We start from the raw sequence: 15420 nt of genomic DNA, 5'->3' as shown, positions 1-15420 counted from the left end.
AAATATAAAAAAACAGACCTCCTGTCTTCTAAGCAGGAGGTCTGTTTTTTTAGCGGATATCTTTGACGACTTTGCCTCCAATGCCGACAACTTTAATATTATCTGGATGTTTGAGTAAACCGATGTTGTCTAATGGATTGTTATCTACCAAGATGAAGTCTGCTTTTTTGTCGATTTCAACGGTACCTAGATAGTCTTGATATCCGAGACATTCTGCTGAAGTTTGTGTTGATGCGACGATGGCTTGCATAGGGGTCATGCCATGTTCGACCATCAGTTCTAATTCACGTAAGTTGGTACCGTGTTTAAAGACGCCTGCATCGGTTCCCATAGCGATTTTAACGCCAGCTTTTACGGCTTTATTAAAACTTGTCGTATGTGCGTCAATCACTTCTTTAGACTTTTGAATTGATGTTTCTGACATGCCTAATTCATCAGCAAATTCTATAACAGAAACGGGTGCTAATAGTGTTGGTACGAGGAACATATTTTTAGCTTTCATGCCTTCAATGGCTTCATCGTCTAAATAAATACCATGTTCGATTGAGTGAATGCCTGCTTCGATACAGTTTTTCACGCCTTGCAATCCTTGAGCATGTGCCATCACTTTACGGTTATCTCTAAATTGCGCTTCCTGTACCATCACTTTTAGTTCTTCGACAGAAAATTGTGTATAGTCTGGATGGTCAGTAGGGCTTGTAACTCCTCCGGTTGCATGGACTTTAATTACGTCGGCGCCAGCTTGTAGCATTTGACGTACTTTCTTACGCACTTCTTCGACACCATCGCAAATACCATTAGGTAAACCGGGATAATCTTCTAAAAAGCTAGGCATGACAATACCGGATTTAGTCAATTTGTCACCATGTCCACCAGTTATAGTCAAAGCGTTTATGCTTACTTGTATGCGTGGGCCAAGTATTAAACCGTCTTGTACTGCTTCTTTAATACCTTGATCTGCACCTAATGCGTCACGTACTGTTGTGACACCACAATCAACGGTACGTTTTAAATGGTCGATTGCTTGATAAAAAGTATATGAAAACGGCGTAGCTAATTTTTGTGCTAAAGGTTTCATTTCTTCCATAAGATGTACGTGACTATCTATCATGCCGGGCAATAAATATGTACCCTGTCCATCAATGACTTCATTATCCTCAACATTAAGATTCGACCCGATCGCAGCAAATTCATCATCTTGAATATGCACATCTACGTTGCTTTGTACTTCGCGTCCAGTTCCGTCTATTAAATTAATATTTTTAATTAACATTGTATCCCTCCATTTGTTATTTCATAAAGTTCATCAATATACCTGTTAAAATAACCGAAGCTACGGTTACGGAAGTAAAGCCACCGATTAACATTGGACTTAGTAATTCTTTGAACAGTGCTTCGCGTTCTTTTTTATTTTTAGCCATCGTTCGGCTCACTTCTTCACATAACATAAAGTCACCAGGGAAACCGTATAAGGCGGTTAACGCTACTGGTAAAGCTTTACTGTAACGCCAACCAATAAGTTTAGCGGCAATTGCACCACCAATTAAAATACCGATTGTGCCAATTAATAATATAAGTAGAATTGCTGGTAAGTGATGCCATAAATCATGGGGTGTTACGTCACCCATAGAACCGATAACGATTAACATAATCATCACAAGAATAAGTGAGAATGATTTGTTTTTCTCTAGCTCAGCTTGTTGGAATAGACCTAATTTTAAACCAATAATCCCAAAGGCTAAGCTAATTAATGAATAGTGAATATGTGTGACTTCACCGATTAAAAACGCCAAGCTTGCTAATACGAACATAATAAACAAGCGTAATATGTTGTTTTGTAAGATAGGAAAGCGATCATGTATTGATTCAGTTTGTTGCTCTTCTTCAATCATAGCTGCTTCTTCAGTTGATTTGTATTCATTTTCTAAATAGTGTTTGCTATAACGTTTCATAATGACTGAACTTAAAGGCAAGCCGACAACGCCTTGCAATCCTTGCACTAAAGCGGGTAAAACGATTAAATAGCCTAAATGTAATTCTTTTAATTTATCGATTGTGATTAATAAGGCTACGATGCCACCTGAAATAGGGCCGACACCTGATGCAGCGATACGGAAACCGTAAATGAGTGACACGATCGTTAAAATGGCTACAGTAGAACCAATAATGCCAAAAATAGAAATCACAACGGCTTTCCATTGTTTTTTTAATGTTGCAAGCGGCATCATCGTCCCCATATGCATAATCGCTGGCGCAATAGCGAGCGCACCCAATGATGGTATAACAGCCGAATCCAAGATGGTTTTAGGAAATACACCGAACCATTTGAGCAGTAGAAAGCTGACCATTGCCGTAAGTAACATTGGAATTCTCGCCATAGATAAGGTCGAAATAACTTCCCCAAGCGCAATCAACGCAAATAACGCAGTTGCAGAAATAATAGGTTCACTCCACATAAAACTTCCCCCTCCCCAAATGAGTTATTACGTATCATAGCACTTATAAAGTAAGTTGTTAACATTAAATTGAGAATTTTCAGAAAATATATTTTAAATACGATAAATTAATTATTATTAGTAGAAGCAGCTAATGAGCTAGACCGAAACATTGGATTAAATTGTTAAATTTTCAAATAAGAGAAGCATTGCTTGAAGTGTATAAATATCATTATTCGTGTATGTTTTTTACATAAATATGGCTCGCGCAATATTATGTCTGCTACAATTTTTAGAATTTTTTATTTTTCTGATGATTATATGTAATCGTCGTGAAATAGCATTATGTAAGTATGTTATGAATCTTATTTTAATAGGTTAAAGATAAAAATTTATTAAATTACTATTGTATTTAATAAAGATGATGATAAAATTAAGTTAATGAAAATGATTATCAATGTCATTTTCAACTAGTTTTTGTAGCATTTTCTCCGAAAGGTTATAGGTAAGTCATTATGAAATTCTTCTTCAGTAGTACATTTCTATTTATTATTTTACTGTTATTAACGGTTCTTTCTCTCTTTATTGGTGTGAGTAAAGTATCAATAACTGATATTTTCCATTTAACTAAAGAACAAACGAACATTATCGTTTCTAGCCGTATACCGAGGACGGTCAGCATTTTAATTTCTGGGAGCACTTTAGCGCTCGCAGGGTTAATTATGCAACAAATGATGCAAAATAAATTTGTGAGTCCAACGACTGCTGGAACGATGGAGTGGGCGAAATTAGGTATTCTTATGTCGATGATCTTTTTTCCACAAGAAAATATTTTAATTAAACTTATTTTTGCTGTTGGTTTAAGCATTTGTGGTACTTTTTTGTTCGTAAAATTAGTACAATTTATTCGTTTTACAGATGTTATTTTCATTCCGTTGCTCGGCATCATGCTTGGTGGTATCATTTCGAGTTTTACAACGTTCATTGCCTTACAGACGAACACGGTACAAAGTATCGGTAATTGGCTAAACGGTAACTTTGCGATTATCACTAGTGGTAGATACGAAATCTTATACTTAAGTATTCCGTTATTATTTCTTACATATATATTTGCGAATCATTTTACGATTGCTGGCATGGGTAAAGATTTTAGCAGTAACTTAGGTGTTAATTACGAAAAAATCGTAAATATTGGGTTGTTTATATCAGCGGTTATTACAGCAATCGTTGTAGTTACCGTAGGAACTTTGCCTTTCTTAGGATTAATTGTTCCAAATATCGTGTCCATTTTTAAGGGAGATAACTTGAAAAATGCATTGCCTCAAACGGCTCTGTTAGGCGCAATCTTTGTAATGTTTTCTGACATCATTGGTAGAATTGTCGTTTATCCGTATGAAATCAATATCGGTTTAACTATCGGCGTCTTTGGCACTATTATTTTTATAATTTTGCTGATGAAAGGACGACACAATTATGCAAATTAGTGACAAAACAAAATTACTCTTATTAGTGTTGTTAACGATAATCGTCGGAGGACTTTATCTTATTGTAGGAATTAACTTTTATATTTTTGAATATCAATTTTTTAGTCGTTTAAGAAAATTATGCTTAATGCTTATCGTCGGAGGGGCTATAGCAGCATCGGTTGTCGTTTTCCAAGCGATAACGAATAACCGGCTATTAACCCCTTCAATCATTGGTCTCGATGCCATCTACATGTTCGTCAAAGTATTAATCGTCGTTGTGTTTGGTGTGCAATCGGTATTAGTGACAAATACGTATTACAGTTTTGTCATTACGTTAGTAGTCATGGTCGCGTTCTCACTATTTCTATTCCAAGGTATTTTCCGAATGGCTAACGTCTCGGTTTATTTTATTTTACTAATCGGCGTTATTTTAGGCACATTTTTTAGAAGTCTGACCGGCTTTTTAGAATTAATTATTAACCCTGAAGACTTTTTAGCCGTTCAAAGTGCTATGTTTGCTAACTTTGATGCATCTAATAGTAAGTTGATGTTGATCTGTACAGTGATACTGATTGTCTTAGTGTTAATCACCGTATATTTTATTCCGTATTTAGATGTACTGCTGTTAGGTAGAAGTCAGGCGATTAATTTAGGGATCTCTTATGCCACGTTGACGCGACTGTTACTTATCCTTGTTGCAATACTTGTTTCAGTATCGACTGCCTTAGTTGGTCCAATTACGTTTTTAGGGTTATTAACGGTGAACTTAGCTCGTGAAATGCTGGGTACTTTTAAACATAAATATATTTTACCAGCGACGATTTGTATGAGTTGGTTAAGTTTATTTATCGCACAAGGCGTAGTTGAAAATTTATTCGAAGCAACGTCACAAGTGAGTATCATTATTGATTTAGTTGGAGGTAGTTACTTTATCTACCTATTAATTAAAAGGAGGCATACAAATTGATCAGTATTAAAAGTCTTAACAAAACGATTCAAGATAAGCCAATTTTAAAAGATATTAAAGTAGATATAAAAAAAGGTCGCTTAACTTCTATAATCGGTCCTAACGGTGCCGGTAAAAGTACATTGTTATCGATTATTACGCGTCTTACAGAATGTGACAATGGTGATGTGACCATCGAAGGCAAAGCGCTTAACGACTATAAAAGTAACGACTTAGCGAAAAAAATATCTATTTTAAAACAAACGAATCATACAGAATTAAATATTACCGTAGAGCAATTAGTAGAATTTGGGCGTTTTCCATATTCTAAAGGACGCTTGAAAAAAGAAGACAAAGCACAAGTAGAATACGCACTCGAAATCTTACAGTTACAAGAAATTAGAGATCGTTATTTAAAAACATTATCTGGCGGTCAAAGACAACGTGCATATTTAGCAATGACGATTGCGCAAAATACGGATTATATTTTGTTAGATGAACCATTAAATAATCTAGACATGAAACATTCTGTACAAATTATGCAAACATTACGCCAACTTGCAAGAACATTAAATAAAACGATTATTGTCGTTATTCACGACATTAACTTTGCTTCATGTTATTCAGACGACATTATTGCACTTAAAGACGGTGAAATAATCGAAGCAAATGCCAAAGACGCAGTAATTCAACCAGATGTCTTGAACACTTTATATGACATGGAAGTGCGTATTGAAGAAGTGATGGGTCAACGTATTTGTATTTACTTTGATGAAACATCTGTTAATGACGCGTCATTTTTAGCCCAAACCATCTAGAATTAATAACGTACTTTGAAGGGAGTGAGGCCACTTTAAATTTATAACAAGTTTAGGGTGTATATCAGGGGGACAATAATTAAATTATAGAGGAGTTTAGATATGAAGAAATATGCTTTAATACTAATTGTAGGTTTAATGGTTTTATTAGCAGCTTGTAATAATAGTAAATCAAGTGAGGATAAATCAACTAAATCAGAATCAAAAAATGAAACTGTAAAAATTGAAAATAATTACAAAACACGTGGTGAGAAAAAAGACGGTAGCGATGCGAAAAGTGTCAAAGAAACTGTTGAAGTACCTAAAAATCCTAAGAACGCAGTTGTGTTTGATTATGGGGCGTTAGACACATTGAAAGAATTAGGACTAGAAGATAAAGTTAAGGGTGTTCCTAAAGGCGAAGGTAGCAAGTCTTTACCAGACTTCTTAAGTGACTTTAAAGATGATAAATACATAAACACTGGTAATTTAAAAGAAGTTAATTTTGACAAAGTAGCAGAAGCAAAACCTGAAGTGATCTTTATTTCTGGTCGTGTAGCAAATCAAAAAAATCTTGATGAATTCAAAAAAGCAGCACCAAAAGCTAAGATTGTATACGTTGGTCCAGACGACAAATTTAGCGTCGATTCAATGAAAGACAGCGCGAAAAAATTAGGCCAAATTTATGATAAAGAAGACAAAGTTAAAGAGTTAAATAAAAAGTTAGACGATAAAATTGCTGCCATTAAAGACAAAACTGGAAAATTAAAAGACAACAAAGCAATGTTCTTATTAGTAAACGAAGGTGAATTGTCTACTTTTGGTCCTGGACAACGATTCGGTTCTGCCATCTTCGATACTATGGGCTTCAAATCTGTTGATAACAAAATTAAAGGCAGCATACACGGTCAAAACGTAACAAACGAATATGTTGCACAAAAAAATCCAAATATCATCTTTGCGATGGACCGTGGTCAAGTAGTTGGTGGTAAATCAACAGCTAAGAAAACGTTAAGCAACGACGTTATTAAAAATGTAGACGCAGTGAAAAACAATAAAATTATCGAATTAGATCCAAAACTTTGGTACTTCTCAACTGGTTCAACAACAGTATTAATGAAACAAATTGATGAAGTAGAAAAAGCGCTAGATAAAAAATAATAGTGTAGCATGTCATAGGCACGCATAAATGAATAAACACCCTGCAAACTGTCTAGTTGATCAGACAAATGTAGGGTGTTTATTATTTGGCGACACATTCAAAACAATAACAAGCGATGGTTTAGAAAAACGCTATTCAGGAAAACGTCCATGTAATATACATTTTTATGACGCTGTTCACACTGTCCGACGAATGCGTTGTTAATAACATTTCATATCTGGATCATGTATTTGAAGACTTTGTGAATAGTTATAATCAATATTATAAATTTTAAAATAAACATTAACTTAACCGGTTGAAAGCAATGTATTCCAGTATTATAAAGAAATTAAGAACTATTGCAGTAACCGTTGTTGATAACAATTTAACTAAAGGAGTTAATAATTATGAACAAAAGATACGTTAAAGTCTTTGTTTTGTATGCATTATGTAATGTAATTCCGCAGTTGGTGACAAGAAGTTTTAAAGTTAAAAAGTCAGTGCCACAAATATTGCTAGGTTATACATTATTTGCGCTGGGACTTAAATACTTAACTTATTTAAAAATGAATAAAAGATAAAAATAATAATGAAGAGACTGGAAACAATATTGCCGGTCTCTTTTTTATATAGGCAGTAGATAATTGAACTTAAAATGTGCTTGTATGCAGTATTTTTAAGTTAAGTCATCATTGTTGGGACGAGACAACAAACGCTTCTTATACAACTTAGATTTCTGTCCCAATCCGCTTTATTTTTCTAATATTTCTTTTAGGACAACTGCTTGATTGTGTGCTGTATCCTTTGCGCCATAGAGTAATACAATATCATTATTCGAACGCGCAAGTGCTTTTAATTCATCGAGCGCCTCTTTTTGATCCTCATTTTCATGCAATTCCTTTTCATACTTTTCTTTGAATGAAGCATAAAGCTGCGGATCATGATTAAACCATTTTCTTAATTCACGCGTCGGTGCAACTGCCTTCAGCCAATAGTCCAAATGCGCATCCTCTTTAGTGATACCCCTAGGCCATACTCTATCTACAAGAATACGCGTACCTTTATCATCCTGCGCATCATAAATGCGATTAATTGTAACAGTCATCATTTATCCCCCTTTAAAAATATATTACCCGGAAAATATTAAATTAAAATTTAGAGGACATGACAAATATAAAGACATAAAAAACGGATTTTATATAGGGAAATGAAGGGTTGCAAAAATACTGTGAAGCCCAATTTAGCAGTTAAGTAGCAACTTCATTTGTTATACATTTAATCATCAATTTAAGATTATTTAATTTATTTTGATAAAAAGTGAACTCAATAAGAGGATAATACGTATATTTTAATGAGTAGAAAACAAAGGGGGCCTTACGCAATAATAATTAGATTTATAGTATGTTACTCAAGTTACTTTTTTAGCGTAAGAATGAGCTAGTTAAACAACATGAATAAACTATAACAAAAATAAAAAAGGGGTGCAGATTTATGAATAATAAATTATTAGTATTTTCATCTTCAGCATTAGCGACAGGTTTACTATTAGGTTTAGGAACAAGTAGTGCAGCACACGCAGATACGACAATGAATCAAGACAATATGAACCAAAAAAGTATGATGAACCAAGGTAATATGAGCAACATGAACAACAATATGAATCAAAAAGATATGACGAAGCAAGGCAATATGGGTAACATGAACAACAATATGAATCAAAAAGATATGATGAAGCAAGGTAATATGGGTAACATGAACGGCAATATGAATCAAAAAGATATGATGAAGCAAGATAATATGTGGAACATGAACGGCAATATGAATCAAAAAGATATGATGAAGCAAGATAATATGGGTAACATGAATAACAATATGAATCAAAAAGATATGATGAAGCAAGGTAATATGTGGAACATGAACGGCAATATGAAACAAAACAATATGATGAATCAAGATAAAATGTGGAACATGAACAATAACATGAATCAAGACATGAACAACAATATGGCTCAAAAAACAATGATGCCATATTATAATTACCAAGGTTATACAACATATGATGGTCATTTCACGCAAGATTATGATTTCGTAAGAGCATTAAAATACGATAACGTCATGATTGATGGTTACAAAGTTAATGCTGCGGCTACTGATAAAGATGTAGCTACTAGTAAACATGTTGATGACACAATGGTAGATATGAATAAAGATGGCCAAGTCGTGCATATTACATTTAAAACAAAAGCACATACAGTAAGTAAAGATATCTTCAAAAAAGCACACATGTCTAACCATATGTCTAATGAAGGTAATACCGATAGTGGTTCTTATATCACTTACAAAACTAACAACGGCATGTATACTGCATACTTCGATGACCAAGGTTATTTAATGAAAGTTATGATTGGTTAATAGACAAAAGAGTCTCTTATGAGGCTCTTTTTTTTTTGGTGTTATTCGATTTTGAAGCATACATAATATAAGCAAATTTTATATATCAAAAAAGGGACCACATTAGTTTGTGATCCCTTTTAAAATATAGTCCACGCATTATAAAGTGGAAGTTATACTTTGCTACTGGCCATAATCATTTGTCCTTTAGGTTTATCATTGTTAGGAGAAGGTTCTAACGTTAATGCTATCGTATCTTCCTTATCAATATTCATATCGTTTAAATCTGCGACAGCCATTCCTTTATTATTAGTAGTTGCTAATGTAGCTGCTGCGTGTGGTTTGTCATTTTTTATTACCCAAACCTGATAGACTTCGTTACCTTTTGTAGCTTTAATATTATTAGCTTCAACCATTAATTTACTATTATCTTTATCATTGGAGACATATGCATGTCCTTTCGTATTATCGCTATGTTTAGACATAGGTTTTAATGGCATTGAATGCGCCTTATTTTTGTTAATCATTGTAGTGTTCTGTTTAGGTGAATTTTTGTGATTAAAGTATTGCATGCCATTACCAATTAATGATAATAACAATACGGCTGCCATAATGATAAGCGGAATTTGTCTGCGTATTCCTTTTTTTGTACGACGTTTATGATCTGAATGTGTCTTGTGTTTGTCATGCTGAGTTGCGTATGAATTGCGATGACCATTTTGATGTCTATGTGTTGATTTTTTAGTGTTGTTTGTTTGATGAATAGGTTCGCTTTCAGTATCTGTTGCTACATCATTTTGTTCATTCATGACGTTACTTAATATGCGTTTTTTCATATCTTTAGGTGGTTCTACTTCTTTACTACTGTAAGGAAGAATGTCGTGAAGAACTGTTATTTCATCCAAAGCTTCATTATATTCAGATGATACATTTAATTCGTGTTCAACATGTGCTTTGTCACTTTCGCTTAACTTATCATTGAAATAATCATATATAATATCGACTTTGTTATCTTTCATCTTCTTCACGCTCCCTTCTTAAAATAGTTTTTAAATAATCATTTAGATGTTTAATTGATAACCTTAATCTACTCTTTACAGTACCTATAGGCATTGTTAATTTATCGGCAATCTCTTGTTGACTTAAGCCTTTAAAATAAAACAAGGCAATGATTGTTTGTTGCTCTTTACTTAAATATGAAATGATTTTTTGCAATTCTTCTGAGCATTCTTTATCTAATAAATCATATTCTGGTAGGCTATTTGTTTCTATGCCGTGAAATGCTTCGTCGAAACTGCGCTCTACATCTTTTCTTTGTCGCAAAATATCTATTGCTCTATTACGACATAACGTAATGAGCCAAGTCGATAACTTACCTTTTTCAGGCTTAAAAATAGCTTTTTGATGCCAAATTTTCATGAATATATCTTGCAAGACCTCTTCACTTGATTGTTGGTCTTGAGTGATTTTATAAGCTAAATTATATAACAATGATTCATAACGATCATACAGCTTTTCCAAGCTTGCACTGTCTTTATGCTCGATAATCATTTGATAAAGCTCATTTTCATCTAGCATTTTTTCCCCCTCCTTGTTGAAAAATCAACAAAACATCTAAATAAATTACATAAATTTATAGCACGCTGTAATAAATATACGTATTAAAAGAAGAAAAAGTTCATCATACCGGATGAACTTTTTTAAAGATGCATTGCTTAAAATAATAAAACACAACTCATTATGAACTTAAATGAGTGCAAAATACCAATAAAAACCATTAGCGCTAATTTAAATAAAGGAAGATAGGAATAAAATGTTAATGCTAAACGACGTAAAATTTCTTCAATTCTGAAATTTGAGTATCTTTTTAATAAACTTAAATTATGAAATCAAACAAATATAAAACTAGGAATAGGATTTTTTGTGAATATATAGGTTGTTGAATGGTTTATATTACTATTCTATAATTATGATAAATAGTTAAAAATAAGAAAAGGTGACTCATATGACTACAGATAATAAATTAATGGTAAAAAAAATAAACTATACTGTAGAAAATTTAAATAACACCGTTAAAAAATGGGCGGAAGTCGAAGAAGCAAAATATCTGTTACGTTATCCAACTGTTTATATAATTAATGATAAAAAGAAACAACACGAAGTTAATATATATGTTGGAGAAACTGCGGATATTAATAGTAGAACAAAACAACATTTAAATGTAGATTCTAAAATAAAACAATATTGGTTTGATTTTTCTAATTCAAAGACTTCATCCATGTATGTTATAGGGCACCCTTTTTTTAATAAATCATTAACTTTAGATATAGAGAATAGGTTAATGCAATATTTATCTAGTGTAGATAATGTAAAATCAATTTTTAATAGTAGAACAAATCAACAAAATGAGTATTATACGTCAGATAAATTGGATGAAATATTTAATAATATATGGAACTCTTTACATAAAAAAGATAGCAATTTATTTCCGTTAGAAAGTGTGGTGAGGGATTCAGCAATATTTAAAGCATCTCCTTTTCATAAATTGACTCCTGAGCAAAATAAAGCTAAAGACGAAATAATTTCTAAAATTAAAATAGCCCTCCATCAACATAGTGATAATCAACTTATACTTGTAGAAGGAGAAGCGGGTTCAGGTAAAACTGTATTAATGAGTACGCTTTTTTATGAATTGAAGCAATTTGAAAACGATGATTTCATGGAAAATTTAGATGTACATCTTTTAATAAATCATGAACAACAATTGAAGGTTTATAAACAGATTGCTGAAAAATTGGGATTAACATCTAAAGATCATAATATCATCAAAAAACCTACTAGCTTTATAATGAATAGAGAGTCTAAAGATAAGGTGGATGTAGTAATCGTTGATGAAGCTCATTTATTATTGACTCAAGGGAAAATGTCATATAAAGGTGAAGGTCATTTAAAAGATATTCTTGAAAGAGCAAAAGTAGTAGTTGCAGTATTTGATAGTAAGCAAATACTTAGTAGAGAACAAATATGGGAATTTGATACTTTGAACGAATTAGTTGAAAGTACAAAGAAAAATGATAATCACATTTTACTGAAAAATCAATTAAGAATAAATAGTAGTGAAGAAACTGTTCAGTGGATTAGAAAATTAATTGATGAACAAGTTATTAATAAAATTCCATACGATAATAAAGGTTATGATATAAAAATATTTGATAATCCAAAATCATTGGAAAAAGAAATTAGGAAAAAAGCTAAATCAACTGAATCTGGAATTTCTAGAGTTTTAGCAACATTTGATTGGAAATATAACGGAAATAAAAAACCACAAGATGATGATTATTGGAAAGTTCAAATAGGTGATTGGTCGATGCCTTGGAATTTACAACTAAAAACATTACGTGGAGAGAAAAACTGGTCTTGGGCAGAACAAACAAACACTATAAATGAAGTAGGGTCTACATTTACTATTCAAGGATTTGATTTGAATTATGCCGGAGTAATTATTGGTCCCTCCGTTAAATTTAGAGAGGGTAAAATAATTTTTGATAAAAATGAAAGTCAAAATTCTAAAGCAACCCAAAATAGAACATTATCCGATAAATCTAAACAAAATTTTGCAGAGCAGTTATTGAAAAATGAATTAAATGTTTTAATGACTCGAGGGGTTAATGGTTTATATATTTATGCTGTAGATAAAGAATTAAACGAAGCATTGAAAGAAGCTTATAAAGGGTGAGTTTATGGATGAAATTAAGAATTTAATTAAAGAAGTGAATAAATTTAGAGATGACCGTAATTGGAGGCAGTTTCATAATGAAAAAGATTTAGCTCTATCAATTTCATTAGAAGCTTCAGAGTTGTTAGAACTGTTTCAATGGAAGGAATCGGAAGAAGTAGTTCAAGACAAAAAAGTTAGGTTAGCAGAAGAACTAGCAGACGTATTAATATATAGTTATATGTTAGCTGATAATTTAGATTTTAATATAACTGAAATAGTTGAAGATAAGTTAAAGAAAAATAATAATAAGTATCCAGTTTCAAAAAGTAAGAATAATAAAATTAAGCATAATGATTTATAAAGACTTCTTAATAGAAGTCTTTTTTTATTTAAAAATACCTTATATGTGTAATTTGCCAAAACATCATAAAATTATATATATTAACAAAAATTCTTTAATAAATTTAAAAAACGTATTGCTTTTACATAATTATAGTATAAAATGTATATTAGTGATATTATTTATATTTTAAATTGATTAAAACTTAAATAATTTTAAAAAACTTAGGGGGTATTGGTGAGTGAAAAAGATTTTATTTATGATTGTTTCTGTTTTGTTTTTGTTAGTTGCATGTAGTACAGGTGATGCTGATACTGATTCTAAAGATGATAAGAAAAAATCAGATAAATTAAAAGCATCAAATAAAATGAAAACATTCAAAATAGGTCAAGTGATTGATGCGGACGGAGTGGATATTAAACTTGATAAAGTTGAATATGTTACTAACTATGATGAATATAGTGCACCAGAAAATGGTAAAGCTGTAAAAGTATATTTGAAATTTAAAAATAATAATGATGATCAAGTGCTTATGGATTCTTCAGATTTTACTATGAAAGTTAATAATGAGAATTATGAACAATGGTATGGCAATGAGGATGTGCATGATGGATTTACTCATCAATTAAATAAAGGAAATACAGCTTCTGGTTACATAACTTATGATGTACCTGATAGTAATACTTATACATTGGAAATGGATGCTTCGCCTAAGTTTGCAAATGTAAAAGCAAAATGGGAAATTAAAAAATCAGATATTAAAGGGGCTAGCAATTCTAATCATTCAACGAATGAAAACTCAAATGATGATGTGACTACAACTAATTCAACTGTTGATAATGAAGAAGAAAGTGATTCTGATAGTGATGAAATTACATATACAGCTGAAGAATATAATGACTTAGTTGATGAGTATAATGGACTAACTGATGGTGAAAAGATGGACCATGTAACTAGAGAAGTTACAGAAATCGAATATACTCAATTAGAAGATCGTATAGAAAAGTTATATGACCAGCAAGCAGATGAAGCGGATAAAGAGTATCAAAAAGAAATGGATGAATTAGATAAACAAGAAAAAGCAGATGAAGAACAACAGGCTAAAGAAGATAAAGAATTTGAAGAGCTACAAAAGAAAGAAGAAGAAGAGTATCAGAAAGAATTAGATGAAGAAGCTAAACAAGAAGCTGAAGATGAAAAAGCTGAGAAAGCAGCAGATGAGCAACAAGAAAAAGAAGATAAACAAATGGAAGAACAATTATAATTTAAAAAAGTGTATGGAGGAATAATTAATGGAAGCTTATAAAAAACAAACTAACAGAGTTGCTGAAACAATTCTAGGAATTTTAGGTAGTGTATTTGGAATTTTTGGTGGTTTATTTGCGATTGTATTTGATGGATTGGATGCTTCATTTAATAATACAAATGGCAGCGAAATTACAGGACTTGGAATAAGTGTCATATTAGTATGTATTATAACTTTGATTTTAAGTTGTATTATTAATAAAAAACGTGTTGTTATGGGAATACTACTTATTATTGGTGGTATTTTAAACTTTATTTTTATTGGTTTCTTCGGTGTGCTTTCAGGAATATTAATTTTAGTAGCAGGAATTCTAGCTTTATTAAGAAAATAAATAATTAAGAGTTTGAGGTTTTTTACCTCAAACTCTTTTTCATGCCCTAACACATTTCCTGAACGAGTCTCGAACGAAGTATTTCTTCCCCCCCTCATGTCTCCCCAACCAAGCTAAATTTATTGTTATGTTCTTTTAATTACATATCTAACATACATAACATCCTCACCCACAAACTTCTACATCACATTTGACAATTAAAGGATTCTTTGTATAATAGTCACATGACTTTAAAACAATTAAATGACCAAAAGCGTATTGAGATATTTCATGCCTTAGCGGATGAAAAGCGAATCAATATGATACGCATCTTAGCTCATGCAAAAGGTCAGCACATGTGCACTGATATAGGAAGGAGCTTAAATATTAGTAAATCAAATGGATCGTATCATTTGAAAATATTATCTGCTGCAGAGCTCGTGTTGATTCAGCGCGAAGGTGTAACCAAATATGTGACTATAAACCAAGAGACTTTTGATAACTATTTACCAGGATTTTTGGCTACGCTATAATGTAGCCATTTTTATTAGCTCATTAGTTCTAAAGTTT

At 32.0% G+C, this 15420-nt stretch carries 16 protein-coding genes; 11 read left to right on the top strand and 5 right to left on the bottom strand.

Annotated elements, in window-relative coordinates; translation table 11 throughout:
• Positions 1 to 49: 49 nt before the first annotated feature.
• Positions 50 to 1273, bottom strand: a complete 1224-nt coding sequence (locus tag RPL90_RS08560; protein WP_313547756.1) for a metal-dependent hydrolase family protein — start codon at positions 1271 to 1273, stop codon at positions 50 to 52.
• 16 nt (positions 1274 to 1289) lie between these two features.
• Positions 1290 to 2456: a hypothetical protein gene (locus tag RPL90_RS08555; protein ID WP_313547754.1), complete on the bottom strand. Its 1167-nt coding sequence runs from the start codon at positions 2454 to 2456 to the stop codon at positions 1290 to 1292.
• 494 nt (positions 2457 to 2950) lie between these two features.
• On the opposite strand from RPL90_RS08555, the gene RPL90_RS08550 reads away from it, so the two are divergent.
• The 5 genes from RPL90_RS08550 (at position 2951) to RPL90_RS08530 (ending at position 7366) form a co-directional block, all read left to right on the top strand.
• Positions 2951 to 3919, top strand: a complete 969-nt coding sequence (locus tag RPL90_RS08550) for an ABC transporter permease (protein WP_313547752.1) — start codon at positions 2951 to 2953, stop codon at positions 3917 to 3919.
• Entirely contained in the window at positions 3909 to 4868 is a 960-nt protein-coding gene (locus RPL90_RS08545) for an iron chelate uptake ABC transporter family permease subunit (RefSeq protein WP_313547750.1), read from the top strand. The genes RPL90_RS08550 and RPL90_RS08545 overlap by 11 nt, the downstream gene beginning before the upstream one ends.
• Positions 4865 to 5665 (top strand): iron ABC transporter ATP-binding protein, encoded by an 801-nt coding sequence (locus tag RPL90_RS08540; RefSeq protein WP_313547748.1) that lies wholly within the window; start codon positions 4865 to 4867, stop codon positions 5663 to 5665. Before RPL90_RS08545 ends, RPL90_RS08540 begins: the two co-directional genes overlap by 4 nt.
• 102 nt (positions 5666 to 5767) lie before the next feature.
• Entirely contained in the window at positions 5768 to 6805 is a 1038-nt protein-coding gene (locus RPL90_RS08535; RefSeq protein WP_313547746.1) for a ferrated catecholamine ABC transporter substrate-binding lipoprotein SstD, read from the top strand.
• Between the two features lie 387 nt (positions 6806 to 7192).
• Positions 7193 to 7366: a hypothetical protein gene (locus RPL90_RS08530; RefSeq protein ID WP_398573863.1), complete on the top strand. Its 174-nt coding sequence runs from the start codon at positions 7193 to 7195 to the stop codon at positions 7364 to 7366.
• Positions 7367 to 7536: 170 nt separating this feature from the next.
• Here RPL90_RS08530 and RPL90_RS08525 read toward each other — a convergent pair whose 3' ends face one another.
• Positions 7537 to 7890: a DUF488 domain-containing protein gene (locus RPL90_RS08525; RefSeq protein WP_313547762.1), complete on the bottom strand. Its 354-nt coding sequence runs from the start codon at positions 7888 to 7890 to the stop codon at positions 7537 to 7539.
• 386 nt (positions 7891 to 8276) lie between these two features.
• Between RPL90_RS08525 and isaB the strand changes: the two genes are divergently transcribed.
• Positions 8277 to 9197 carry an immunodominant staphylococcal antigen IsaB family protein gene (gene isaB, locus RPL90_RS08520; protein ID WP_313547744.1) on the top strand — a complete coding sequence of 307 codons (921 nt, stop codon included), beginning with the start codon at positions 8277 to 8279 and terminating at the stop codon, positions 9195 to 9197.
• A gap of 152 nt (positions 9198 to 9349) precedes the next feature.
• On the opposite strand, the gene RPL90_RS08515 is transcribed toward isaB, so the two are convergent.
• Positions 9350 to 10195 carry an anti-sigma factor gene (locus RPL90_RS08515; RefSeq protein WP_313547742.1) on the bottom strand — a complete coding sequence of 282 codons (846 nt, stop codon included), beginning with the start codon at positions 10193 to 10195 and terminating at the stop codon, positions 9350 to 9352.
• Positions 10185 to 10754 carry an RNA polymerase sigma factor gene (locus RPL90_RS08510; RefSeq protein ID WP_313547740.1) on the bottom strand — a complete coding sequence of 190 codons (570 nt, stop codon included), beginning with the start codon at positions 10752 to 10754 and terminating at the stop codon, positions 10185 to 10187. Before RPL90_RS08510 ends, RPL90_RS08515 begins: the two co-directional genes overlap by 11 nt.
• A 427-nt stretch (positions 10755 to 11181) precedes the next feature.
• Here RPL90_RS08510 and RPL90_RS08505 point away from each other — a divergent pair, with 427 nt between their 5' ends.
• The 5 genes from RPL90_RS08505 to RPL90_RS08485 all read left to right on the top strand — a co-directional run bounded on the left by RPL90_RS08505 (position 11182) and on the right by RPL90_RS08485 (position 15383).
• Complete coding sequence (locus tag RPL90_RS08505; protein ID WP_313547737.1) at positions 11182 to 12912, top strand: DUF2075 domain-containing protein; 1731 nt, start codon at positions 11182 to 11184, stop codon at positions 12910 to 12912.
• A gap of 4 nt (positions 12913 to 12916) precedes the next feature.
• On the top strand, positions 12917 to 13255 hold the full coding sequence (locus RPL90_RS08500) for a nucleotide pyrophosphohydrolase (protein ID WP_313547734.1): 339 nt from the start codon (positions 12917 to 12919) through the stop codon (positions 13253 to 13255).
• A gap of 220 nt (positions 13256 to 13475) precedes the next feature.
• Positions 13476 to 14498 (top strand): DUF4352 domain-containing protein, encoded by a 1023-nt coding sequence (locus tag RPL90_RS08495; protein ID WP_313547731.1) that lies wholly within the window; start codon positions 13476 to 13478, stop codon positions 14496 to 14498.
• A gap of 28 nt (positions 14499 to 14526) precedes the next feature.
• A complete protein-coding gene (locus RPL90_RS08490) occupies positions 14527 to 14871 on the top strand; it encodes a DUF4064 domain-containing protein (protein WP_232137410.1) in 345 nt (114 codons plus the stop codon).
• Between the two features lie 224 nt (positions 14872 to 15095).
• Positions 15096 to 15383, top strand: coding sequence for an ArsR/SmtB family transcription factor (locus tag RPL90_RS08485; RefSeq protein WP_313547760.1), 288 nt, complete (start codon positions 15096 to 15098; stop codon positions 15381 to 15383).
• Positions 15384 to 15420 lie beyond the last annotated feature (37 nt).

This window comes from Staphylococcus kloosii (genome assembly GCF_032139365.1).
GTDB classification, from domain to species: domain Bacteria; phylum Bacillota; class Bacilli; order Staphylococcales; family Staphylococcaceae; genus Staphylococcus; species Staphylococcus kloosii_A.
The sequence above is the reverse complement of the archived record's forward strand: the minus strand, read 5'-3'. Positions and strand labels throughout refer to the sequence as shown.

Excerpts from the sequence above, each read along its gene's own strand:
- RPL90_RS08560 (WP_313547756.1), bottom strand. The coding sequence starts at position 1,273 with ATGTTAATTAAAAATATTAATTTAATAGACGGAACTGGACGCGAAGTA.
- RPL90_RS08555 (WP_313547754.1), bottom strand. The coding sequence starts at position 2,456 with ATGTGGAGTGAACCTATTATTTCTGCAACTGCGTTATTTGCGTTGATT.
- RPL90_RS08550 (WP_313547752.1), top strand. The coding sequence starts at position 2,951 with ATGAAATTCTTCTTCAGTAGTACATTTCTATTTATTATTTTACTGTTA.
- RPL90_RS08545 (WP_313547750.1), top strand. The coding sequence starts at position 3,909 with ATGCAAATTAGTGACAAAACAAAATTACTCTTATTAGTGTTGTTAACG.
- RPL90_RS08535 (WP_313547746.1), top strand. The coding sequence starts at position 5,768 with ATGAAGAAATATGCTTTAATACTAATTGTAGGTTTAATGGTTTTATTA.
- RPL90_RS08530 (WP_398573863.1), top strand. The coding sequence starts at position 7,193 with ATGAACAAAAGATACGTTAAAGTCTTTGTTTTGTATGCATTATGTAAT.
- RPL90_RS08525 (WP_313547762.1), bottom strand. The coding sequence starts at position 7,890 with ATGACTGTTACAATTAATCGCATTTATGATGCGCAGGATGATAAAGGT.
- isaB (WP_313547744.1), top strand. The coding sequence starts at position 8,277 with ATGAATAATAAATTATTAGTATTTTCATCTTCAGCATTAGCGACAGGT.
- RPL90_RS08515 (WP_313547742.1), bottom strand. The coding sequence starts at position 10,195 with ATGAAAGATAACAAAGTCGATATTATATATGATTATTTCAATGATAAG.
- RPL90_RS08510 (WP_313547740.1), bottom strand. The coding sequence starts at position 10,754 with ATGCTAGATGAAAATGAGCTTTATCAAATGATTATCGAGCATAAAGAC.
- RPL90_RS08505 (WP_313547737.1), top strand. The coding sequence starts at position 11,182 with ATGACTACAGATAATAAATTAATGGTAAAAAAAATAAACTATACTGTA.
- RPL90_RS08500 (WP_313547734.1), top strand. The coding sequence starts at position 12,917 with ATGGATGAAATTAAGAATTTAATTAAAGAAGTGAATAAATTTAGAGAT.
- RPL90_RS08490 (WP_232137410.1), top strand. The coding sequence starts at position 14,527 with ATGGAAGCTTATAAAAAACAAACTAACAGAGTTGCTGAAACAATTCTA.
- RPL90_RS08485 (WP_313547760.1), top strand. The coding sequence starts at position 15,096 with ATGACTTTAAAACAATTAAATGACCAAAAGCGTATTGAGATATTTCAT.